Source organism: Streptomyces sp. NPDC056480, from assembly GCF_042795405.1.
Lineage (GTDB): Bacteria > Actinomycetota > Actinomycetes > Streptomycetales > Streptomycetaceae > Streptomyces.
On sequence record NZ_JBHTSA010000013.1, the window covers coordinates 1 to 25,139 of the forward strand.

Annotated in this window: 6 protein-coding genes and 1 pseudogene; 1 reads left to right on the forward strand and 6 read right to left on the reverse strand. The window is 73.1% G+C overall.

Annotated elements, in window-relative coordinates:
* The 6 genes and pseudogenes from ACFQ79_RS08885 to ACFQ79_RS08910 all read right to left on the reverse strand — a co-directional run.
* Positions 1 to 415, reverse strand: a pseudogene (locus tag ACFQ79_RS08885) (transposase); the annotation flags it as partial.
* A 39-nt stretch (positions 416 to 454) separates the two neighbouring features.
* Positions 455 to 17,569, reverse strand: coding sequence for an SDR family NAD(P)-dependent oxidoreductase (locus tag ACFQ79_RS08890; RefSeq protein WP_383580450.1), 17,115 nt, complete (start codon positions 17,567 to 17,569; stop codon positions 455 to 457).
* A 274-nt stretch (positions 17,570 to 17,843) separates the two neighbouring features.
* Positions 17,844 to 18,617, reverse strand: coding sequence for a thioesterase II family protein (locus ACFQ79_RS08895; RefSeq protein ID WP_383580453.1), 774 nt, complete (start codon positions 18,615 to 18,617; stop codon positions 17,844 to 17,846).
* Positions 18,618 to 18,915: 298 nt separating this feature from the next.
* The gene (locus tag ACFQ79_RS08900; RefSeq protein WP_383580455.1) at positions 18,916 to 21,663 is read right to left on the reverse strand and encodes an AAA family ATPase; all 2,748 of its coding nucleotides are present in this window, start codon (positions 21,661 to 21,663) and stop codon (positions 18,916 to 18,918) included.
* Between the two features lie 222 nt (positions 21,664 to 21,885).
* Positions 21,886 to 22,653 (reverse strand): SDR family NAD(P)-dependent oxidoreductase, encoded by a 768-nt coding sequence (locus ACFQ79_RS08905; protein ID WP_383580458.1) that lies wholly within the window; start codon positions 22,651 to 22,653, stop codon positions 21,886 to 21,888.
* A gap of 243 nt (positions 22,654 to 22,896) precedes the next feature.
* Positions 22,897 to 23,820, reverse strand: a complete 924-nt coding sequence (locus ACFQ79_RS08910; RefSeq protein ID WP_383580460.1) for an NADP-dependent oxidoreductase — start codon at positions 23,818 to 23,820, stop codon at positions 22,897 to 22,899.
* Between the two features lie 127 nt (positions 23,821 to 23,947).
* Here ACFQ79_RS08910 and ACFQ79_RS08915 point away from each other — a divergent pair, with 127 nt between their 5' ends.
* On the forward strand, positions 23,948 to 25,003 hold the full coding sequence (locus tag ACFQ79_RS08915; protein ID WP_383580462.1) for a GlxA family transcriptional regulator: 1,056 nt from the start codon (positions 23,948 to 23,950) through the stop codon (positions 25,001 to 25,003).
* The last annotated feature ends 136 nt before the right edge of the window (positions 25,004 to 25,139 follow it).

A 25,139-nucleotide genomic window follows, 5' to 3' on the forward strand; every position in this document is an offset into this window, starting at 1 on the left:
CAGATCAGGTGGATTTTCGATCCCAATTTGCCGCGGTCGGTCGGATTCGGTCCCGCCAGTGGCCCCCTTTTGCCGCCCGCAGGCTGACCGAGTCGATCGCGCACCGCGACCAGTCCAGCTCGCCCCGCGCTCCGAGTTCGTCGAGGATCACGCGGTAGAGCTTCGCCCAGACCCGGTCCCGGCTCCACTGGGCGAACCGGCGGTAGACCGTGGGCCAGGCGGGGCCGAACACCGGCGGCAGTTGCCGCCAGGTGCAGCCCGAGGTCGCCACGTAGATGATCGCGGCCAGGGCTTCACGGTCTCCTGACCGACGGCGGCCACCGCCCTGCGGACGTATCACCACCGTCGGAGGCACCACTCGCCTGAACAAGACCCATAACTCGTCTGGCACCAACCGCTCGATGAGATCCGTCATGCACGGCTCAACGAACGATCACACCATAAGAAACGACGTCTAAGTGGGAACGAACCGCTCCCAGTCCACGTCGGCCACGGCCACGAACGTCTCGTCGAGGGTGAGCGCCTCGTGCAGCGCCTCGACGGCGAGGTCGGGCGCCATCGGACGGATGCCGACGCGCGCCAGGTACTCCTCGCCGTCTCCCTCGGCCATGCCTCCGCCGCCCCACAGGCCCCAGGCGACCGAGATCGCCCGCCGGCCGCGAGCCCGCAGCTGCTCCGCCACCGCGTCCAGGTAGGCGTTGGCGGCGGCATAGGCGCCGTGCAGCCCGCTGCCCCAGACCCCCGAGTTGGAGGAGAACAGCACCAGGTCGTCGACCGGGTGCTCGTCGAGGGCCGCGAGGAGGTTCCGTGTTCCGGTCACCTTCGCCCGCAGCAGCTCCGCGAACGCGGCGGGGTCCGACTCCTGCAGCGTGGTGCGCTGCGGTACCCCGGCGGCGTGGATGACCGTGGTGATCGGCGGGTGATCACCATCGCCGCCGAACAGGCCGGCCACCTGCTGGGGGTCGGCGATGTCACAGGCGACGACGGTGGTGGGGGTGCCTCCCGTCGTCAGCTCGCGGGCCAGATCGCCCGCGCCGGGCGCGTCCGGCCCGGTACGGCTGACGAGCACGATCCGCTCGGCGCCGTTCCGGGCCAGCCAGCGGGCCACATGGGCACCGAGCGCTCCGGTTCCTCCGGTGATCAGCGCGGTGCCACGGGGCTTCCACTCCCGGTCGCCGCGCGGGGGCGCCGGCGCGTGCTGGAGCCGGCGGGCGAAGGTGCCGCCCGGACGGAGGGCGAGCTGGTCCTCGACCGGCTCGGCCAGCGCGGCGGCCAACTGGGCACCGGTACCGGGCTGCCAGGCGGCGGGCAGGTCGATCAGACCGCCGTAGTGGTCGGGGTGTTCGAGGCCGAAGACCCGGCCGAGACCCCATACCGCAGCTGACACCGGGTCCGGGGCCCCGCTGCTCCCGGGTGCGTTGACCGCACCACGGGTCAGCACCCACAGCCGGGCGCCTTCCTGCTCCACGACGGTCTGCAGGACCGCCAGTACGGCGGCCGGCCCGACGGGCAGGTCCGGGTGTCGCGGATGGCTCCGGTCCAACCCGGTCGGCAGGTACGCGATGTGCTCGGCGCCCACGAGCAGCTCAGCGAGGCCGGCGCGGTGGACGTCGTGGTCGGGGTCGGGATCGGCGGGCAGCACCCGCACCTCGACCTTGGCACCGGCCTGCTCCAACGCCGCCTGAACATCGCCGACTTCGGTCTCGTCGTGGCACAGCAGCAGCCACCGCCGGTGCAGCCGATCGGCGTGCCGGGCGGCCAGCGGTGTCCAGCCCACGCGGTAGCGCCAGACGTCGCTCGGGGAGGCACCGACCTGCTGCACGACGTCCGCCGCAGTAGCGGACGCCGTGATGGCGGGCGCGTCGAGCCAGTACCGCTGCCGCTGGAAGGCGTACGTGGGCAACTCGACCGGCTCCACGGCGGGCAGCAGGTCACGCCATGCCACCGGCAGACCGGCGGCCCAGGCCGCACCCAGGCTGGTCAGCAGCTGTACGGCTTCGGGCTGGTCGCGGCGCAGGGTGTGCAGCACCCGCCCTTCGCCGTCGCCGTCACCGCCGTGCGTGTCGCCGTCGCCGTCGCCGTCGCCGAGGACGGTCGACAGGGCGAGCCCGAGCACCGGGTGAGGGCCGACCTCGACGAACAGGACCCGGCCCTGGCCGTGCGCGGCGCGGACGGCGGTCTCGAACAGCACCGGCTGCCGAAGGTTCCGGTACCAGTACCCGGCATCCAGCTCATCGTCGGCGACCAGCTCACCGGTGACCGTCGACCACATCGCCACCTCACTGCCACACGAGGACAGCCCTTCGAGTCCGGCCCGCAACTCCCCGGCGATCTGCTCCACCTGCTCGTGGTGCGAGGCGTAGTCGACCTCGATGCGCCGGGCCCGTATCTCCAGCCCCTCCAGCCGAGCACACAGTGCGGCGATCTCCTCGGGCGGACCGCTCACCACGATCTGCCCCGGCGCGTTCACCGCCGCCACCGTCACCGACGGCGGCAGAAACTCCTCCGCCTTCTCCACGTCCAGCGAGATCGAGGCCATCGCACCGTGGCCGGCCAGCTGCCGCAACGCGCGCGACCGCAGCGCGACCACCCGGGCTCCGTCCTCGACACTCAGCCGACCCGCGACCACGGCAGCCGCGATCTCGCCCTGCGAATGACCCACCACGGCATCAGGCACCACACCCGCCGCACGCCAGACCTCCGCGAGGGACACCATCACCGCCCACAGCACCGGCTGAACCACATCCACCCGGTCCAGCCAGTCGCACTCCTCACCCGACAGGACCGCCCTCAGCGACCAGTCGACGAACGGCTCCAGAGCCCGCTCGCACACGGCCATCCGCTCGGCGAACACCGGCCACGAGAGCAGGAGTTCACGCCCCATCCCCAGCCACTGACCACCCTGTCCGGGGAAGACGAACACCACACCGGAGTCCGTCGTCCGCCTCAGCGGCGACCGCCCGTCGGCGACCAACTCGTCAAGTCGATCCAGCAGTTCAGCCACGTCAGCGCCGACGACGACAGCCCGCTGTTCCAGGGCGGCCCTGCCGGCCAACTCGGCCGCCACTCCCGCCATCCACTCGCGGTCGACCACACCCGCAGCCCGCCGAGCCCGTACGAAGCCGGCCAGCTGGGCCGCCTGACCGCGCAGGCCGTCGTCACCACGGCCCGACACCACCCACGGCACCGGACCCTCACCCAGCGACGTCGCCGGGGGCTTCGCCCCTGCCGTCCGCTCCACGGCCGTGGGCGCCCCTGTCGTGGCCACGTCTGCCGTGGGCGCCTCCTCCAGGATCACGTGGACGTTGGTGCCGCTGACGCCGAACGAGGAGACACCCGCCCGCCGCGGGCGGCCCTCGGTCCGCCACGGCACCGGCTCGGTCAGCAGCCGTACGTCACCGGTCGCCCAGTCCACGTGCGGCGACGGGGTGTCGGCGTGCAGCGTGGCCGGAAGCTGGTGGTGCCGCAGCGCCATCACCATCTTGATCACACCGGTCACGCCGGAGGCGGCCTGTGTGTGTCCGATGTTCGACTTGACCGAGCCCAGCCACAGGGGCCGGCCCTCCGGCCGGTCCTGGCCGTACGTGGCCAGAAGGGCCTGTGCCTCGATCGGGTCACCGAGCCTGGTGCCCGTGCCGTGGGCCTCCACGGCATCGACCTCGCCGGCGTCGACCTGCGCGTTCGCAAGCGCCTGGCGTATCACCCGTTGCTGCGACGGGCCGTTCGGTGCCGTCAGACCGTTCGACGCACCGTCCTGGTTCACTGCGGAGCCGCGTACCACGGCCAGCACCCGGTGACCGTTCGCCACCGCGTCCGACAGCCGTTCGAGCAGCAGCAGACCGACGCCCTCGGCCATGCCCATGCCGTCCGCGTCGGCGGAGAAGGACCGGCACCGGCCGTCCGGCGACAGCGCGCCCTGCTTGCTGAACGCGAGCAGTGCTCCCGGCGACCCCATGACGGCGACGCCTCCGGCGAGCGCGAGCGAGCACTCCCCGAGCCGCAGCGCCTGGGTGGCAAGGTGCACACCGACGAGCGACGACGAGCACGCCGTGTCGACGGTGACCGCCGGCCCCTCGAGACCGAAGGTGTACGCGATACGGCCCGACAGCACACTCGACGCACCACCGGTGAGCAGATGCCCCTCGGTGCCCTCCGGAACGGCTGCCAGGTTCGCTCCGTAGTCCTGGTAGTTGGAGCCGACGAAGACGCCCGTCGAGGTTCCCGCCAGCGACTCCGGGTCGATCCCGGCGCGTTCGAAGGCCTCCCACGCGGTCTCGAGGAGCAGCCGCTGCTGCGGGTCCATCGCGCGGGCCTCACGGGGGCTGATGCCGAAGAACTCCGGATCGAAGAGGGCGGCGTCGTGCAGGAAGCCTCCGCCCCGGGCGGACACGCCGTTCGAGCCCTCACGGTCCGGCCGACGCAGCGAACCGGCGTCCCACCCGCGGTCGAAGGGGAAGCCCGAAACGGTCTCGCCCTGTGCGGAGAGGAGGTCCCAGAGGTCCTCCGCGGACTGCACACCGCCGGGAAGACGGCAGCTCATGCCGACGATGGCGATGGGCTCCCCGCTGAACGCCACGGGCCGCGGGGCGTTCTCGGTGGCGGGCCGACCGCCCCACACCTCGGCCTTGAGGAAGGCGGCGAGAGCACGCGGTGTGGGGTAGTCGAACACCACCGTCGCGGGCAGCCGGATCCCCAGAGCGGCACCGAGCCGGTTGCGGAGGTCGACGGCGGTCAGCGAGTCGAACCCGACGTCACGGAGCGCGCGGTGGGGGCCGATGGCGTCCAGGCCGGTGTGACCGAGCACGGAGGCCGCCTCGGTCCGAACGGTCTCGAGGAGGGCCGCGTCCCTCTCGGCCTCGGTCGCCGTGGCCAGCCTCTCCACCAGTGCCGATGAGGAGGCGGCCGGGGCCGTGGAGTCCTGCGCGGCGGGCTCGAGGGCACGTACCTCGGGAAGCTCGGAGAGCAGGGGCCGCGGCCTCGCCGCGGTGAAGACGGGAACGAACGTGGGCCAGTCGACCTCGGCGATCGCCAGGACCGTCTCCTCGCCGGCGAGGACCTGGGCGAGCGCGTCCAGCGCCCGCTCGCGGTCGAGGAACGGCAATCCCTGACGGTACATCTGGTCGGGGTCGACGCGTCCGAGGGCCAGCTCGGTGTCCCAGATGCCCCATGCCACGGACGTGATCGGCTGCGACGCGGCCCGGCTCTCGGCCAGCGCGTCGAGATACGCGTTCGCGGCGGCGTACGCGCCGTGCACGCCGCTGCCCCAGATTCCGGCGATGGACGAGAACAGCACCAGCCGGACATCGGGGTGGTGCGCGGCGAGCAGATCGGCGAGGTGCGTGGCGCCGGTGCACTTGGCGCCCAGGACGGTGCTCAGATGCTCCGGCGTGGCGTCGCGCAGGCGGGCCAGCTCGATGATCGCGGCGGCGTGGATGACGGTGGTGATCGGCGGGTTTCCGGCGCCCGTGTCATCCAGGACCTCGGCCAGCTGCCCCGCATCCGTGATGTCACAGGCCCTGACCGTGGTCGGCGTACCGGCCGCAGTCAGCTCCTCCGCCAGCTCGACCGCACCCGGAGCCGCCGGCCCCGACCGGCTGACCAGAACCAGACGCTCGGCCCCGTTCCCGGCCAGCCACCGCGCCAGATGCGAACCCAGACCACCCGTACCACCCGTCACCACCACGGTCCCACTCGGCCGCCACCGCCCACCACCACCAACGACCGGCACAGGAGCACGACGCAACCGACGAACGAAGACCCCATCCGCACCGACCGCCAGCTGATCCTCCACCGACGCCAACGCCGTCACCAACAGACCACCGGTACCGGACTCCCACACCGCCGGCAGATCGACCAGACCACCGTAACGAGCCGGGTGCTCAAGACCGAAGACCCGGCCAAGACCCCACACCGCCGCCGACACCGGATCAGCAACCGAACCGTTCCCCGGCGCGGACACCGCACCCCGCGTCACCACCCACAACCGGGCACCCTCGCACTCCACGACACCCTGCATCACCGCGAGCGCAGCGGCGAGGCGAACCGACAGGCCGCCCGTCGCGCCATCGGAGGCGGCAGCGGACGCGGCTTCGGTATCGGCACCAGCACCATGGTCGAAGCCGGCCGGCAGGTACGCGATGTGCTCGGCGCCCGCGAGCAGTTCCGTCACACCGGCGCGATCGGCGTCGCGGTCGGTCGGCAGCACCCGCACCTCGACCTGGGCACCGGCCTGCTCCAACGCCGCCCGCACGTCGCCGGCTTCGGTTACGTCGTGGCAGAGCAGCAGCCACTTCCGAGGCAGCCCACCTGCGTGCCGGGCCGCCAGCGGCGTCCAGCCCACCCGATAACGCCACGCGTCGGAATCGGAGATGCCAGTCCCCATCGCCACCGGCGGCGCGCCCAGCCAGTAACGCTCACGCTGGAAGGCGTACGTGGGCAAGGCCACCGGCTCGACGACGGGCAGCAACTCCCGCCACGCCACCGGCAGACCGGCAGCCCAGGCCGCACCCAGACCGGACAGCAGCTGCGCGGCCTCGGGCTGGTCGCGACGCAGGGTATGCAGCACCCGCCCGTTTCCATCGCGGTCGCCGTCGCCGAGGACGGTCGACAGGGCGAGCCCGAGCACCGGGTGGGGGCCGACCTCGACGAACATGCCCCGCCCCCGGCCGGACGCGGCGCGGACAGCGGTCTCGAAGAGCACCGGCTGTCGCAGGTTCCGGTACCAGTACCCCGCGTCCAGCTCCTCATCGGCGACCAGCTCACCGGTGACCGTCGACCACATCGCCACCTCACTGCCACACGAGGACAAGCCCGCGAGTCCGGCCCGCAACTCCCCGGCGATCTGCTCCACCTGCGCGTGGTGCGAGGCGTAGTCGACCTCGATGCGCCGGGCCCGTATCCCCAGCCCCTCCAGCCGGGCACACAGTGCGGCGATCTCCTCGGGCGGACCGCTCACCACGATCTGCCCGGGAGCATTCACCGCCGCCACGGTGACACCCGACGGCAGGTACGCCTCCGCCTTCTCCACGTCCAGCGAGACCGAGGCCATCGCACCGTGACCGGCCAGCTGCCGCAACGCGCGCGACCGCAGAGCAACGACCCGAGCGCCGTCCTCCACCGTCAACCGACCCGCCACCACCGCAGCCGCGATCTCACCCTGCGAATGACCCACCACCACATCCGGCACCACACCCGCCGCACGCCACGCCTCAGCCAGCGACACCATCACCGCCCACAACACCGGCTGCACCACATCCACCCGGGCCGACCACTCCTCGTCCGCACCCGTCAACACATCACGCAACGACCAGTCCACGAACGGGTCCAAGGCCCGCTCACACACGGCCATCCGCTCCGCGAACACCGGCCACGAAAGCAGCAGTTCACGACCCATCCCCACCCACTGACCACCCTGACCGGGGAAGACGAAGACGACTCCGGAGTCCGTCCGCGCGGGCAGCGACCGCTCGGCGGCCATCAGCTCTTCGAGTCCCGCAAGGAGTTCGTCCGCGTCCGCGCCGACCACCACGGCCCGCTGCTCCAGGGCGGCCCGTCCGGCCAGCCCCGCAGCGACACCCGCGATCCACTCCCGGTCGGCCGGGCCCGCGGCCCGCCGGCTGCGGACGAACTCGGCGAGGCGCGCAGCCTGGCCCCGTACGCCCGCCGTGTCCCGCCCCGACACCACCCAGGGCACCGGGCCGGACAGGTCCACCTCGCGCTCGGGAACGGGCGCGGCCTCGGGCGCCTCCTCCAGGATCACGTGCGCGTTGGTGCCGCTGACCCCGAAGGACGACACGCCCGCACGTCGCAGCCGCCCCTCCGCCGGCCAGGGCACCGGCTCCGTCAGCAGACGCACGTCACCGGCCGACCAGTCGATGTGCGGGGAGGGCTCGTCGACGTGCAGGGTCTCCGGCAGCCGCCCGTACCGCATGGCCATCACCATCTTGATGACCCCGGCCACACCCGCGGCGGCCTGCGTGTGCCCGATGTTCGACTTCACCGAGCCCAGCCACAACGGACGGTCCTCGGGCCGGTCCTGGCCGTACGTCGCGAGCAGCGCCTGCGCCTCGATCGGGTCACCCAGCCTCGTCCCGGTGCCGTGCGCCTCCACGACGTCCACATCACCGGCGGACAGACCCGCGTTCGCCAGGGCCTGCCGGATCACCCGCTGCTGCGACGGGCCGTTCGGCGCCGTCAGGCCGTTCGAAGCGCCGTCCTGGTTGACGGCCGATCCGCGCAGCACCGCAAGCACCCGGTGACCGCTCGCCACCGCGTCCGACAAGCGTTCGAGCAGCACCAGGCCGACGCCCTCGGCGGGACCGAACCCGTCCGCCGCCGCCGAGAACGCCTTGCACCGTCCGTCGGCCGAAAGGCCCCGCTGCCGGCTGAACTCCACGAAGGTCTGCGGCGTCGACATCACGGAGACGCCGCCGGCCAGGGCCATGGAGCACTCGCCGGAGCGCAAGGCCTGCGCCGCCATGTGCAGCGCCACGAGCGAGGAGGAGCACGCGGTGTCCACGGTCACCGCCGGGCCCTCGAAGCCGAAGGTGTACGCCACTCGGCCGGAGGCCACGCTGCCCGCGCTGCCGTTGCCGAGATAGCCTTCGAGCTCCGACGGCACGGCGCTCAGCCGCGAGCCGTAGTCGTGGTACATGAGCCCGGCGAACACGCCCGTGCGGCTTCCCCGGAGTCCCGCCGGGTCCACCCCGGCGTCCTCCAGCGTCTCCCAGGCGACTTCGAGGAGCAGCCGCTGCTGCGGGTCCGTCGCCAGGGCCTCGCGCGGGCTGATCCCGAAGAAGTCGGCGTCGAACTCGGCGGCGTCGTGCAGGAATCCGCCCTGACGGACGTAGCTGTGTCCGAGGCGTCCCGCGTCGGCGTCGTACAGTCCCTCGACGTCCCATCCCCGGTCGGCGGGGAACGGCCCCACGCCGTCCACGCCGTCGGCGACCATGCGCCAGAGGTCGTCGGGGGAGCTCACACCGCCCGGGAAGCGGCAGCCGATTCCCACGATGGCGATCGGCTCGGCGGCCGCCTCCGCGTGGAGGTTCTCGGCCGAGGGCGACGCGACGGTCCCGTGCGCCCTGTCGGCCGGGAACAGCAGCTCGTGCAGCAGGCCCGCGACGGCGGCCGGGGTGGGATGGTCGAAGAGCAGCGTCACCGGCAGCCGCAGTCCGGTCGCGGCGGCCAGGCGGTTGCGCAGTTCGACGGAGGTGAGGGAGTCGAACCCGGCGTCCTGGAAGGACTGGTCGGTGTCGACGTGTGCCGGGGAGGTGTGGCCGAGGACGACCGCGGTGTTGCTGCGGACCAGGTCGAGCAGCCGGGTGGCCCGCTCGGTGCCCGACAGCGCGTCCAGCCGTGCCCGGAGGTCGTCGTCCGACGGTTCCGCCGTGCTCGGCGGGGTGGCTGCGGCGGCCCGCCGCGAGGGCGCGGGGGCGGCCAGGGCACGCAGCATCCCGGTCGCGGGCGCCCGGGCCGCGTCGATCTTCGCGGGTACGAGGTGGGCGTCCTGACCGGCCAGCGCGGCGTCCAGCAGGAGCAGTGCCTCCTCGGTGGGCAGCGGGCGCAGTCCGGCTCGGTGCATGCGGGCCAGGTCGGCGCGGCCGAGGTGGCCGGTCATGCCGCTGGCCTGGGCCCATTGGCCCCAGCCCAGGGAGAGGGCGGGCAGGCCGTCGGCGCGTCGCCGGTGCGCGAGGGCGTCGAGGTAGGCGTTGGCCGCCGCGTAGTTGGCCTGTCCCGGTCCGCCGAGGGTGGCCATCACGGAGGAGAAGAGGACGAAGGCGGTGAGATCCATGTGCCGGGTCAGGTCGTGCAGGTGCCAGGCGGCGTCCGCCTTCGGGCGCAGGGCCGCCTGGACGTGGGTCTCCTCGAGTGCCGGGAGGGTGGCGTCGGCCAGCACGCCGGCGGCGTGGAACACCGCGGTCAGCGGGTGCTCGGCCGGGATGTCGGCGAGCAGCGCGGCGAGCGGGGCGCGGTCGGCGGTGTCGCACGCGGCGAGGGTGACCTCGGCGCCCAGGACGGTGAGTTCGGCGCGCAGGGTCTCGGCCTCCGGCGCGTCGGCACCCTGACGGCTGGTCAGCAGGAGTCGGCTCACGCCGTGGTGGGTGACGAGGCGCCGGGCGAGCAGCCGGCCGAGGGTGCCGGTGCCGCCGGTGATCAGTACGGTGCCGCCCTCTGCCGGACGGAAGGGCGTACCGCTTTCGGCACGGAGCCGGTGGACGAGCCGGGGCGTACGGATCTCACCCGCGCGCAGGGCCAGTTGCGTCTCCCCGGTGGCGATCGCGACGGCAAGCGTGTCGGCGGCCGGATCGGCGTCGGCGCGGGTCTCGGCGTCGGCGCGGGTGTCGGCCTCGGCGTGCGTGTCGGCGGCCGGATCGGCGTCGGCACGGGTGTCGGCATCGGCGCGGGTGTCGGCTTCGGCCTGGGTGTCGGTCTGGATGTGGGTGTCGGTGTCGGTGTCGGTGTCGGTGTCCAGCAGGAGGAACCGGCCGGGGTATTCCGACTGTGCCGACCGGAGCAGGCCCCAGACCGCGGCGGCCGCGGGATCGACGGGGCCGTCGGCCGGGCCGGTGCGGACGGCCGAGCGGGTGACGACGGCCAGCGGAACGTCCGTGAACCGCTCGTCTGCCAGCCACTCCTGGAGGAAGCCGAGCGTCTCGGTCACCAGGTCGTGCGTGCGCGCCGGTTGCGCCGGATCCTCCGCCGTTCCGGCGCCGGTCTGCCCAGGGTGGTAGGAGACCAGCGCCGGAACCGGCGTGCCGCTGTCCACCGCGCGGGCCAGTTCGGCGAGCCCGGGGTAGGTGTCGGCGCCCCGGGGGTGGGCGCCGTGCGGCGACGGGTCGACGACCGCCCGTTCGCGGGCCGGCCGGGGGACGTCCGGCGCCGCGAGGGTGGTCCAGTCGACCAGGTACAGATCGTGCTGGGCGGCGGGGGCGGCGAGCTGCTCGACGTCGACCGGGCGCAGCGTCAGCGCGTCCACCTCGGCGACGAGCCCCCCAGCGGGGTCGGTCGCGGTCAGGCGGGTGGCGCCGTCGGGCCGCCGGCGCAGCTGCACCCGCAGCGCGGTCGCGGCAGTCGCCCGCAGCCGTACCCCGGTCCAGGAGAAGGGGAGCCGGACCCGGGTGTCGTCCCACACCAGCGGGTGCAGGGCGGCGTCGAGCAGAGCGGGGTGCAGTCCGTACGCTCCGGCGTCCGGTGTGAGCGGGCCGTACAGCTCGACGTCGCAGAACAGGTCGTCGCCCAGGCGCCAGAGCCGGCGCAGTCCGCGGAACGCGGGCCCGTAGCCGAAGCCCAGTGCGTCGAGGTGGGTGTAGGCCTCGTCCACCGGGACGGCCTCGGCCCCGGCCGGTGGCCAGGAGGCGACAGGCTCCGACGGGAGGGACGCGTCGGCGGCGGGCGCGAGGGTACCGCGCGCGTGGCAGGTCCACGCGGGCCGCTCGCCGCTGTCGGCGGAGTGGACGGCGACGGGCCGTCGGCCGTCCGCGTCCGGGGCTCCGACGACCACCTGGGTGCGTACGGTGCCGGCGGTGGGCAGCACGAGGGGGGCCTGGAGCACCAGTTCCTCGATGTCCGGGCAGCCTGTCCGGTCGCCGGCCTGGACGGCCAGCTCGACGAAGGCCGTGGCGGGCAGCAGGACGGTGCCGTGCACGGCGTGGTCGGCCAGCCAGGGCTGGGTCTGGAGCGACAGCGTGCCGGTGAGCGCGGCCCCGCCGTCGTCGGCGAGGGGGACGGCCGCGGGGAGCAGCGGGTGTGCGGTGGTGTCGAGCCCTGCCGCGGACACGTCCGGTGCGCCGCTCGAAGGCGTCAGCCAGTGGCGCCGGCGCCGGAAGGGATAGGTGGGCAGCTCGACCGGGTGCGCGGGAGCGGTCCGGTCGAGCGGGTCCCAGCGGACGGGGGTGCCGGTGACGTGCAGGCCCGCCAGGGAGGTCAGGACGTTCGCCAGGCCGCCCTCGTCCCGGTGCAGCGTGCCGGTGACGGACGCGGACGCGCCGTCGTCGCCGTGGTGTTCGAAGGTGCTCTGGAGGGCGAGGGTGAGGACCGGGTGCGGGCTGATCTCGACGAAGTTCCGGTGTCCGGCGGCGAGCAGTTCGCCGGTGACGTCGGCGAAGCGGACCGTCTGCCGGAGGTTGCGGAACCAGTAGTCGGCGTCCAGCGTCCTGGTGTCGGCGATCTCGGCGCCGGTGACGGTGGAGTGGAAGGGGATGTCGCCGCGCCGCGGTGTGATCCCGGCAAGATCGACGGCCAGTTGCTCCCGGACGGGTTCGACCTGCGCGGAGTGCGAGGCGTAGTCGACGGCGATGCGCCGTGCGGACACCTGGCGCCCGGCGCATGCGGCGAGCAGTTCGGTCAGTGCGTCCGCGTCTCCGGCGACGACGACGGCCCTGGGGCCGTTGACGGCCGCCACCTCCAGGCGGTCGCCCCAGGGGCCGATCAGCTCGGCGACCTCGGGCAGCGGCAGCGGCAGGGACGCCATGCCGCCCCGGCCGGCGAGCACCGCGAGGGCCTGGCTGCGCCTGCACACGATCCGGGCGGCGTCGTCCAGGGACAGCGCGCCCGCGAGGTGCGCCGCGGCTATCTCTCCCTGGGAGTGCCCGACGACCGCGTCGGGCCGGACACCGTGCGTCTCCCAGGTGCGGGCCAGGGAGACCATCACCGCGAAGAGCACCGGCTGGACGACGTCGACCCGGTCGAGGGTGGGCGCGTCCGGCTCTCCGCGCAGCACGGCCAGGGGCGAGAACTCCAGATACGGCTGGAGCGCCGCGGCGCAGTCGGTCAGGTGCTCGCGGAAGACCGGTGACTCGTCCATGAGCCGTACGCCCATCCCGGCCCACTGGGAGCCCTGGCCGGGAAAGACGAAGACGGTCCTGCGGTCGGCGGTGGCGGTGGTGGTCGTGGTGGTGTCCTGGACGAGGTGGCGGGCGGTCTCGCCGTCGGCGAGCGCACGCAGGCCGGTCAGGAAGGCGTCGCGGTCGCCGCCGATCACCACGGCCCGGTGGGTGAGCGCGGCCCGTCCCGCGTCGAGGGTGTGCGCGACGTCGGTGGGAGGGGCGTCGGGGTGGTCGCGCAGCCAGTCGTGCAGCAGCTCGGCCTGGCGGCGCAGCGCGCGCGGGTCGCGGGCGGACAGCGGCCACGGCACGGCCGCCGGGACAGGACCGGCGGTCTCGGACTCCCGCTCCCCCGGCGGCTGTTCCAGGATGACGTGGGCGTTGGTGCCGCTGATGCCGAACGACGACACGCCGGCGCGGCGCGGCCGGTCCACCTCCGGCCAGGGCCTGGGCTCGGGCAGCAGCGCGGCGGCGCCCGCGTCCCAGTCGACGTGCGAGGACGGGCGGTCCAGATGGAGGGTGCGGGGCAGCACGCCGTGCCGCATCGCCATGACCATCTTGATCACGCCGGCGACTCCGGCGGCGGCCTGGGGGTGCCCGATGTTCGACTTGAGCGATCCGAGCAGCACCGGCCGGTCGGCGGGGCGGTCCTGGCCGTAGGTGGCGAGGACGGCCTGCGCCTCGATCGGGTCGCCCAGGGTCGTGCCGGTGCCGTGTGCCTCGACGGCGTCCACGTCGGCCGCCGCGAGTCCGGCCGTGGCCAGCGCCTGCCGGATGACTCGGCGCTGGGCTCCTCCGTTGGGTGCGGTCAGGCCGTTGCTGGCACCGTCCTGGTTCACCGCGGAGCCGCGCAGGACGGCCAGGACCCGGTGTCCGTTGCGGGTCGCGTCGGACAGCCGCTCGATGAGGAGGACGCCCACGCCCTCGCTCCAGGCGGTGCCGTCGGCGGCCTCGGCGAACGGCTTGCAGCGCCCGTCCGGGGCCAGTCCGCGCTGCCTGCTGAACTCGGCGAACATCCCGGGCGTCGCCATGACGGTCACACCGCCGGCCAGGGCCATGGAGCACTCGCCGCGCAGCACCGCCTGCCGGGCCAGGTGCAGCGCCACCAGCGAGGAGGAGCACGCCGTGTCGACGGTCAGCGCCGGTCCTTCCAGGCCCAGCGTGTACGCCACCCGCCCGGACGCCACGCTGGAGGAGCTGCCGGTGAGCACGTACCCCTCGTAGCCGGCGGGCGCGTCGTCGAGACGGGAGCCGTAGTCCTGCGAGGTCGCGCCGAGGAACACACCGGTGTCGCTGCCGCGCAGCACGGTGGGGTCGACCCCGGCTCGCTCCAGTGCCTCCCACGAGGTCTCCAGGAGCAGCCGCTGCTGGGGGTCCATCGCGTCGGCCTCGCGCGGGCTGATGCCGAAGAAGGCCGCGTCGAACCGGGTCGCGTCGTGCAGGAAGCCGCCCTGTCGTACGTAGCTCCGCGGGCCGTTCTCCGGGTGCGGGTCGAACAGTTCGTCGAGCCGCCAGCCGCGGTCCTCGGGGAACTCCGTGATGGCGTCGGTTCCTTCGGCGAGCAGCCGCCACAGGTCCTCGGGGGACCGGACGTCGCCGGGGAAGCGGCAGCCGATGCCGACGATCGCGACCGGGTCGGCCTCGTCGGGGACCGGGCCGGGGGCGATCGTGGCGTCGGGCGCCGCCTGGAGCAGTTCGTTCCACAGGTGGCGGGCCAGGCGGGCCGGGGTCGGGTGTTCGAACAGAACGGTGGCGGGCAGGCGCAGGCCGGTCGCGGTGTTCATCCGCCGCCGCATCTCGACGGCCGTCATCGAGTCGAAGCCGAGGTCCCGGAACGACCGGTCGGCCTCGATGCCCTCCGCGGAGTCGTGCTCCAGGACGAGTGCCGCCCCGTGGCGGACCAGGTCGAGCATCATCCGGTCGCGGTCGGCCTGTCGGAGCCCGGCGAGCCGGTCCGCCAGGGGCTGCCGACCGGCTGCCGTGGTGGGCGGCTCCTCGTCCTCGTCGGTCTCCGGGGCTGGGAGCAGCGGGGAGGCGGCCGGCGGTGAGACGGTCTCCCGCGCCGTTCCGGCGGGCGCCTCCCACCAGTGGCGCTCACGCTGGAAGGGGTAGGTCGGGAGCGGCACGCGCCGTCCGTCCGGGTCGGCGAGGAACGCCGACCAGTCCACGGCGGTGCCCTGGGTGTGGGCCTCGGCCAGGCTGGTCAGGAACCGCCGGCTGCCGCCGTCGTCCCGGCGCAGCGAGCCCGTGCGGGCGGCGGGCACCCCGGCCGCCTCGGCGGTGTCGGCCACGGCGGCGAGCAGGGCCGGGTGCGGACTGCACTCCACGAACTGCCGGTGCCCGTCGGCCAGCAGCAGCCGTACGGTCTCCTCGAACCGGACCGTGCGCCGCAGGTTCCGGAACCAGTAGGCGGCGTCGAGAGCGGTGGTGTCCACGACCCCGCCGGTGACCGTCGAGTAGAAGGGGATCTCTCCCGAACGCGCGGACACACCGGCGAGGGACCGGACGAGGTCCTCACCGATCTCCTCGGTCTGCGTCGAGTGGGAGGCGTAGTCGACGGGCAGACGGCGGGCCTGGAAGCCCTCCCCCGCCACCTGGTCCACGAAGCGGTCCACCGCGTCGGGTGCACCGGCGACCACCGTCGACACCGGCCCGTTCACGGCCGCGACGGACAGATCACCCGCGGCGCTTTCGACACGTCGGGCGACCTCGTCGGCGGGCAGCGACACCACGGCCATGGCGCCCCGGCCCGACAGGCTCCGCAGCGCCCGGCTCCGCACGGCGACGATGCGGGCCGCGTCCTCCAGGGACAGCGCCCCCGACACGTGGGCGGCCGCGATCTCGCCCTGGCTGTGGCCCACCACCGCCGCCGGACGCACGCCCAGCGATTGCCACAGCCGGGCCAGTGATGTCATCACCGCGAACAGGGCGGGCTGCACCACGTCCACCCGGTCGAGGGAGGGTGCTCCGGGCTCCCCTCGGAGCACCGGCAGCAACGACCAGTCGACGTGCGGCCGCAACGCCCTTGCGCACGCCCGCAGATGCTCGGCGAAGACCGGGAACTCCTCGTACAGTTCCAGCCCCATGCCGGCCCACTGCGAGCCCTGGCCGGGAAAGACGAACACGACGTCACCCGGGACGGCCCGCCCCGTCACCACGTCCGGTGAGGGCTTCGCGTCCGCCAGCGCCGCCAGCGCACCCGTCCGTGCCGTACGGTCGTCGCCGAGGACCACGGCCCGGTGCTCGAACAGCGTGCGGTGGTCGGCCAGTGTGCGGCCGACGTCGGCGGGCCGCAGGTCCGGTGCGGACTCGACGCGGGCGCGCAGGCGTTCCGCCTGGTCGCGGAGCGCGTCGGCGGAGCGGCCCGAGAGCACCCACGGCACCGTACGGTGCCGGGTCTCCTCCCCCGCGCCCTCGCCGTCGCTGCCTCCGGTCCCGGCGCCGGACCCGTCGGGTGCGGCGGCCAGCACGACATGGCAGTTGGTGCCTCCCATGCCGAACGAACTGACACCGGCGAAGGCCGGGCCCGTGCCCTCGGGCCAGGGCGTGGGCTCCTGGACGACGCTCAGCCGCAGCTCGTCCAGGGGGATGTCCGGGTGGGCCCGGGTGAAGTTCAGGCTCGGCGGGATCCGGCGACGGGCCAGTGACAGGACGGTCTTGACCAGACCGGCGATGCCCGCGGCGCCCTCCAGGTGGCCGATGTTGGTCTTCACCGATCCGACGAGGAGCGGCCTGGCCGCCGGCCGGCCCGCGGAGAGTGCGGCGCCCAGCGCGCTCGCCTCGACGGGGTCGCCGACGCGCGTGCCGGTGCCGTGCAGTTCCACGTATCCCACGTGGTCGGGTGTCACTCCGGCACGCCGGTACGCCGCCCGGAGCACCTCCGTCTGCGCCCGTGTGCTGGGGCTGGTCAGGCTCGCGCCGCCGCCGTCGTTGTTGACGGCGCTGCCCCGGATCACGCAGTGGACGACGTCGCCGTCGGCCCGCGCCCGGTCCAGGGGCTTGAGCACCACCACGGCCCCGCCCTCGCCGCGTACGAATCCGTCGGCGCGGTCGTCGAAGGTGTGGCTGCGGCCCGTGGGCGAGAGGGCGCCGAAGCGGGCGGCGGCCACGGCGCTCTCCGGAGCGAGATTGAGGTGCACTCCGCCGACGAGCGCGATCTCGGACTCTCCCCGGCGCAGGCTCTCCGCCGCCAGGTGCACCGCGACCAGGGACGACGACTGGCCGGTGTCGACGGTCAGGCTCGGCCCGTTCAGGCCGAGGCGGTAGGAGACCCGGTTGGCGATGAGGCTCCGGTGCAGGCCGGTGAAGCTGTGCGCGCCGATCGTCGCCATGCCCTGGCGGTGCGAAAGGCGGGCGTAGTCGTCCGCGATCGCGCCGACGAACACCCCTGCCGCCCGGCCGCGCAGCGTCTCCGGGACGATTCCCGCGTCCTCGATTGCCTCCCAGCACAGTTCGAGCGTCAGCCGCTGCTGCGGGTCCATGCTCCGCGCCTCGCGCGGTGAGACACCGAAGAACCCCGCGTCGAACCGGTCCACCTCGTCGAGGAAGGCGCCCCGGCGGGCCGCCTCCTCGGTGGGCTCCTCCTGCCATCGGCCCGCCGGCACCTGCCCGACGGCGCTGCGGCCGTCCGTCAGCAGTCGCCAGAACTCCTCGGGCGTGGCGGCCCCGGGGAGCCGGCAGGACATCCCGACCACGGCGATCGGCTCGCAGCCGGTACCGCCGTCGACGTCAGTCGCCGATTCCAGCATTGCTGAAGTCACCTCCGGGTCATGAGGAAAACGAACGGGGACGGTCGGACTCGGAGTGCCGGCGCGCGGCGGAACGCCCGCAGCGCCGTAGGCGTCCGGCTGGGGTGGGTACGCGGGAAGCGAGGAGGGAGAAGGGGGGGTGGTCGGGTCGGGGCGGCGGAGCGGGGCGTCGCCGGTCCTCGATCCCTCGACGTACGCCTCCGCAGGGCGTCGGCCCCGGTGGCGGATCCCGCGCCTGGGGGGGCTGCTGTCCCGACGGTCTACGGCTCAGGCGTCAGGACACACGGGACAGGTCCTGGAACGCGGCGATGCGGTCGCCGACCTCCGAGGCCACCTCGGCCTGCTGGTCGTTCAGGTAGAAGTGCCCTCCGGGGAACGTGCGCATCGAGAAGCCACCGTCGGTGACCTGCTCCCAGGCGACGCCGTCGGCGTGGCTCACCCGGGGGTCGCGGTCGCCGACGAACACGCCGATCGGGGCCTTGAGCCGGTCGCCCTCGCGGTGGCGGTAGGTCTCGACCGCCCGGTAGTCGGCCCGCAGGGCCGGCAGGACCATGCGCAGCAGTTCGTCGTCGGCCAGCAGACTCGGGTCGGTCCCGCTCAGGGCGCGGATCTCCGCGATGATGTCGTCGTCGCTCCGCAGGTGCACGTTCTCGTTCCGGTGGATCACCGGAGCCCGGCGGCCGGAGGCGATCAGGCCGAGCAGCGCGCCCGGGGCCGATCGCTCGATCCGCAGGGCCAGTTCGAAGCCGACGACCGATCCCATGCTGTGCCCCAGGATAACGAGCTGCTGCTCCGGGGTGGGCGCCAGCAGCTCGCAGATCCGGTCCGCCAGGGTGTGCACGTCCTCGATCGGCGTCTCCTTCCGCCGGTCCTGACGGCCCGGATACTGCACGCAGACCACGTCCACGGCAGGTGCCAGGCGTCGGGCCAGGGGCAGGAACTGTGACGCCGCACCGCCCGCGTGCGGCAGGCAGAGCAACGTGACCGTGCCCGGCAACGCAGGTTCGTATCGGCGGAACCACTGGTCCCGATCCGCGGCTACGGACATCGGCAGGAAACCCCGTCTCAGCGCAGTCAGCCGGCGCATCCGCCGCCTGACAAGCCTCAGTATCGTCTCGGCCATTCGAACCTCAACGTAACCGGCGCCGCCTGCGCGGCGACAGCGATCACACCCCTAACCCCACCCCTGCCGTGCGGCCGCACAGCCCCAGGCCGTCGCCCCCGATCGCCCCCTCACCAGGCATGGGACGGCCTGAACGCCCGCCCTTACCACCCCTACCACCCCTAGGGGCGGCGCTCGGGGTGGCAGGGGCCCGGTCGTGCTCCCGACCGGACGCGGGGGCGGTTCAGTGGTCCGCCGAGCCCACCAGGCCCAGCTCCACGGGCAGGCCGAAGCGACTGCTCACTCCGAGTTTCCGGTAGGTCTTGGTGAGGTGCTGCTCCACCGTGCTCACCGTGATGAAGAGGGTCTGGCTTATCTCGCGGTTGCTCCGCCCCTGGGCCGCCAGCGCCGCGACCTTGCGCTCGGCCTCACTGAGCAGGGCGAAGCGGTGGATGGTCTTCCGCAAGGTCGGGGTCTCGCCCGGTTCCTCTGCTCCGCCGGAATTCTGCAGCCTCCAGTAGAGCGGCTCGGCCCCGCACATCTTGGCCATCCGCTTCGCCTGGTGGGAAATGAGTCTGAATTCGGCGAAGTGGCCGCAGTCGAGTTCGGCGTCGCTCGAATCGGCGAGGGCGAGGGCCAGTTCGAGCCGGTCGCCGGAATCGAGGAGGACCTTCACCGCGTCCCGCAGCATGGCCGCCCGGGTCGGCTGCTTGAGCGTCGCGGCCATGATCCGCAGAGTGCGGCCACGCACGCGCTTGTTGTCGACGTTCGCGAGGGTCAACTGCTCGTCGAGGACGGCCTTGGCGCTGCGCGTGTCGTCGAGACGCAACCACGCCTCCGCCAGGTCGCTTCGCCAGGGAACGAAATTCGCGTGGTCGAGAACGGTTCCGGAGAGGAGGCGACCGCAGGTCTGGAAGTCCGCCAACGCCGCGTACGGACGGTTGTTCCCGATGTAGAACCGTCCGCGGGCGTGCAGGAAGTGCAGCCAGAACGGATTTCGGCGCGCCTCGGGAAGCGCCTCCTTGATGAGCGTCTCCGCCTCGTCCGTCCTGCCCATGGCCGTGGTGGCGTGGACGAGGCAGGACAGCGGCAGGCCGAGGGCGGCGCCCCAGTTGTGCTGGGGCATCACGGTCAGGGCGCGGCGGGAGTGCCGCTCGGCGTCGACCAGGTCTCCCCTGCGTACCGCCACCAGCGCCTGGACGGCCGCGAGCATCGCCACCCAGGCCACGGCCTGGAGCGCTTCGGCCTCCGGCCTGAGCGTCTCGCACCAGCCCTGGGCATCGTCCAACCTGTCGTCGAAGGTGAGGACGAGCAGGGCGGACAGCACGGTGACGGGGAGGGCGTCGGCGATCCTGCAGCACTGGAGGACCTGTTCGGCGCTCTTGACGAGGTCGCTCCACGACTCGCACCCGGCTGCCTCCTCGCTGCGGCGCGTCGAGAAGATCTCCTCCGCGCCGTCCGTGCCCTTGAAGGGCACCACCCAGCGAATCCACTGACGCGCGAGCGCCCACTCGGCCGTGCCGGTCAGGTCGCACTCGTCCTCCTTCATCTCGACCCGGTCGAGCGCCAGGGCGGCCTCGTCGGCGCGGCCCTGCCAGGCGAGGAAGGTACTGAGCGCGACGATGTCCCGCGTGGCCAGACTCCCGTCCTGGAGCAGGGAGTACAGCGGCACGAGCAGCGAGGTCACCGCTGTCGGCTTGGTCAGCCACAGGACCCGTACCAGCGCCCCCATGACCTCGGCCCGCTCCTGGGCATCGCCGCAGGCTTGACGGGCGACCTCGAGGAACTCGGCCGCGCGGCTCGGGTTCCCTTCCCTCAGCGCCTGCCAGGCAGCGTTGCGGAGGACGTCCACGGACCAGTTCTCCGCGATGCCTCCGGCGGCGACCAGGCGTTCGGCCACCTCCGACGGCACGGCCCCGTCGGAGTGCAGCAGCAGTGCGGTGCGCTCGTAGAGCGCGGCGAGCGCCTCACCGTCGAGGCCGCTGAGCGCGGCGGCGCGGGCGGCCTGGTGGCTGAACCAGCCGGAGCTGAGGAGTCCCGTCTCGGCGAGGGCGTTCAACGCCTCCACGACCGTGCGCTGCTCGCTGTTGAGCAGCCGCGCCAGTCCGTCGGCCGATGTCGGAGCGCCGAGAACGGCCAGGCCGCGCGCCACATCGAGCAATTGCGGATCCCAGCGGTGCAGGCACGCCTCGACGGCGACTTTGAAGTGAGCGCCTTTGAGTGCCGCGTCCATCGCGGATACCGAATCGACGTCTCCTGGTTCACGCTCGTAGAACCCACGGCACTGGTCCTGGAAAAGCGCCTGCAAAAGGAGCGGACTTCCTCCTGTCGCAGCCAGGAAGGAAGGGGCGAGACATTCTGCGCTCGCCTCGCCGAGACGTCGCTGCCGCAGCCATTCGGTCACGCCTTCGAGTGAGAGCGGCTGCAGGTTGAGGAGATGGAAATAGGGCTGCTTGATGAATTCCGCCAGCACTAGCGGAGGCTTGGAGCTGAATATGCGCCACTCGGCGAACACGGCGACGACGGGACTCGACGCGAGTCGGCGAAGCATCAGAAGGAGAGCGTGCAGACTGGCCGGATCCGCGTACTGCGTGTCGTCGACGGCCAGTACCAGGGTTTGCCCACCAGCGGCTTCGAGGAGGAGTTCGGTGAGTTCGTCCACTGCGCAGGCGCTCAGCGAAAGGTTCGGGGAATCCGTTCCCTGGAGTGCCAGGATCCGGTCGAACCGCTCGCCCTGCTCGGCGTTCAGCTCGATGGAGCGGAATAACTGGGACAGCACGCCTAAGGAGTGGAGCTGCCCCGAGCGTGCCCCCGACGCACTCAGGACCAGAGCGCCGGCGCTCTTCGCGTACCCGGAGAAGCTGGACAGGAGTGTTGTCTTCCCGACACCACCCGGGCCTGTGACGAGGGCGACTGTCCGGCCGTTCGTCGTGCACTCGTTCAGCATTCGCTTGAGGCTTTGAAGTTCGACGTATTTCTCGATCACGACCACGGAACAGCTCCCCGAATTATACTTTGCACTTACTTTAACCACTTAACTGCATCTTCAACGTAACTTCGCCCCCGACGGGCAGTCAAGATCCCCTCCCGGGGGCCGTCACCCAAAGCCAGCCAATCGTTTCATTTCCCCGATATCACACAAACGTCCGGCCATTCATGGCAAAAAGAAGTGCCGGCCGAGACATGTCTCGGCCGGCATCGTCGACGATCGGGGTCAGCTACGGAGGTGCGACGCTCCGTTGAGGTCGAGGATCGCCCCGGACGACCATTCCGCGGCGGGAGACGCGAGCCACAGCACCGCCTCCGCGATCTCGACGGGCTCCGCCACCCGGCCGAACGGGCTCTGGGCACGGATCGCGGCTCCTTCGGCCCCCTCCAAGCGGGACGAGACCCGCTCCGTGGCGAAGAATCCGGGCGCGACCGAGGCGACGGCGATCCCGTACGGGGCGAGGGAGACCGCGAGGGACTGACCGAGCGCGTGGACGGCCGCCTTGGTGGCGCCGTAGGCAGGGTGGTCGGGTTCGCCGCGGAAGGCCCCGCGGGAACCGATGTTCACGATGCGGCCGCCCGTACCCTGGTCGATCATCCGCCGGGCGGCGAGATGGCTCAGGTTCGCGGTGGCGAGCAGGTTCACGGACACGTGCCGCTGCCAGACCGCCGCCCACTCCTCGTACGGGGTCTCGGGGAGGGGGTGGCGGAGGTTCACCGCCGCGTTGTTCACCAGTACGTCGATCCCGCCGAGCGCCTCGGCCGCCGCGTCGGCCACGGCCACGGCGCCCGCCGGGTCCGCGAGGTCGCCCCCGACGAGGGCGTGGCCCGTTCCGTCGAGGGACTCCAGGGTGACGCGGGCCTCCTCGGCGCGCGAGCCGAAGTGGACGGCGACCCGGTCGCCGTTGGCCGCGAACGCCTGGGCGACCGCCCGGCCCAGTCCTCTGGAGGCACCGCTGACGAGGACACGACGGCCGGAACCGGGCAGTTTCATCGGGGGGCCTTCCGCGCGGGAACGTAACGAAGATCATTCTGCACGGCGGCCCCGCGGCGCGGACCACCACCCGGACGATCCGGCCGGAGGCGCGGACCACCGCCAGGAGGCGCGGACCACCGCCCGGACCATCAGGCCCGTGGCTCACACCACCCCCCGGACGCTCCCGCTCGTGGCTCAGACGACCACCCGGACGCTCCCGCCCGAGGCTCACACCACCACCCGGACGCTCCCGCCCGTGGCTCAGACGACCGTCAGGACGATCTTGCCCGTGGTGCGGCCCTGTTCGCCGATCGCGTGGGCCTTCGCCGCCTCGGCGAGCGGCACGACGACGTCGACCACCGGCCTGAGCAGCCCGCGCTCCACCAGGGCCGCGATCTCGCGCAGGCCCAGGTGGTCGGGCTCCACGAGGACCCAGGACGCCTGTACACCGTCCTGCGCGGCGGGGACGTCGTCCGGGCCCGGCAGGGTGATCAGCCTGCCCCCGTCACGGAGCACCTTCAGGGAGCGTTCCGCCGTCTCTCCCCCGATGCCGTCCAGGACGACGTCCACGTCGGAGACGACGTCCTCGAAGCGGGTCTCCCGGTAGTCGACCACCTCGTCCGCGCCCAGTTCGCGCAGCAGGTCGTGCTTGCCCGCGCTCGCCGTGCCGATGACGTACGCCCCGCGGGCCTTGGCGATCTGCACGGCGAGGTGCCCCACTCCGCCGGCCGCCGCGTGGACGAGGACCCGCTCTCCGGGGCGGACGTCCGCCGCGTCGACGAGGGCCTGCCAGGCGGTGAGCGCGGCGAGCGGCAGCGCCGCGGCCTCCACGTGGGTCAGGGAGGCGGGCTTGGGGGCGAGGTGCCGCGCCGGGGCCACCACGTACTCGGCGTACGCGCCCGCCTGCCGGGGGAAGAGCGGCATGCCGAAGACCTCGTCGCCGGGTCGGAGGATTCCCACCCCGGGGCCGACGGCCTCGACCGTGCCGGACACGTCCCACCCGACGGCCGGGACGGCGCCCCACTCGATGAGGGCCCCGCCGGCGCGGGTCTTCCAGTCCACGGGGTTCACCCCGGCCGCGTGGACCCGCACCAGGACCTCGCCCAGGCCGGGCTCGGGGCGCTCCACCTCGCGCTCGACCAGGTTCTCGGGTCCGCCCCACTGCTCCACGACCACCGCACGCATGCCGTCCGCCTCGTTTCCGTCTCGATCGGTGTGCCCCCGGACCGTTCCGGCGGCGATGCGTCCACGATCCGGTACCGCGGTCCTCCCTGGTGTTGGCCGTTTGGCCAGCATGTGACAGGATCTGGCCATGGGCAGAGACGCAGACCGGACGAGGGGGACCACGGAGGAGAAGGCGCCGGCGCCGCCGCACCGGGTCGCCGTGCTCGCGCTGCCCGGAGTGCCTCCGTTCGAGCTCGGCATCCCCTCCCGGGTCTTCGGCAGCGCCGAGGACGACGGCGGCCGTCCCCTGTACGAGGTCACGATCTGTACGGCCGACGGCGCCCCGGTCCTCAGCGACGCCGGGTTCATCGTCCAGCCCTCGGCCGGTCCAGAGGCGCTCGCCGCCGCAGACACCGTGGTCCTGCCGCCCACGCACGCCATGCCCGAGCTCGGCCGTGGCGGCCCGCTGCCGCCCGAGGTCGCCGCGGCCATCGACGGGATCCGGCCCGGCACCCGGCTGGTGTCCATCTGCACCGGGTCGTACGTGCTGGCCGCCGCCGGGCTCCTCGACGGCCGGCCGGCCACCACGCACTGGAACCTGGCCCCGGAGTTCCGCCGGGCCTACCCCCGGGTCAAGGTGGACGAGGACGTGCTCTTCGTCGACGACGGCGACGTGCTGACCTCCGCGGGGGTGGCCGCGGGGGTCGACCTCTGCCTGCACATGATCCGCCGCGACCACGGCGCATCGGTCGCCAACCGCGCCGCCCGCATGTGCGTGGTGCCTCCCTGGCGGGACGGCGGGCAGGCCCAGTTCATCGACAGGCCCGTGCCGGAGCCCACCCTCGCCAGCACCACCGCCACCCGCGCCTGGGCCCTGGAGCACCTCGCCGAGCCCCTCACCCTGGCCCGGCTCGCCGAGCACGCCCGGATGAGCCTGCGGTCCTTCACCCGGCGGTTCCGCGACGAGGTCGGGGTGACCCCGGTGCAGTGGCTCACGGCCCAACGGCTCGAACTGGCCAGGCAGCTCCTGGAGACGACCGACCTTCCGATCGACCTCGTCGCCCACCGCGCGGGCCTCGGCTCCGGGAACTCCCTGCGGGCGCACATGCGTACGGCCTTCGGTGTCTCGCCCGCCGCCTACCGCCGCGCGTTCGGCACCGGAGGCGTACCGGGGCACGGGCAGGAGAGGGAACACTCCGCCTGAGCGGTGAGCGGTTCCCCGGTGGGCACCGCCCCTGGAGGGACGCCGTCGGCGTGCTGTCACGGGACGGCGCGGCATCCGCCTTACGCTGCAACGCCGGGACGAACCCGCCGGGACCGAGCCTCCCCGAAAGCGCGGA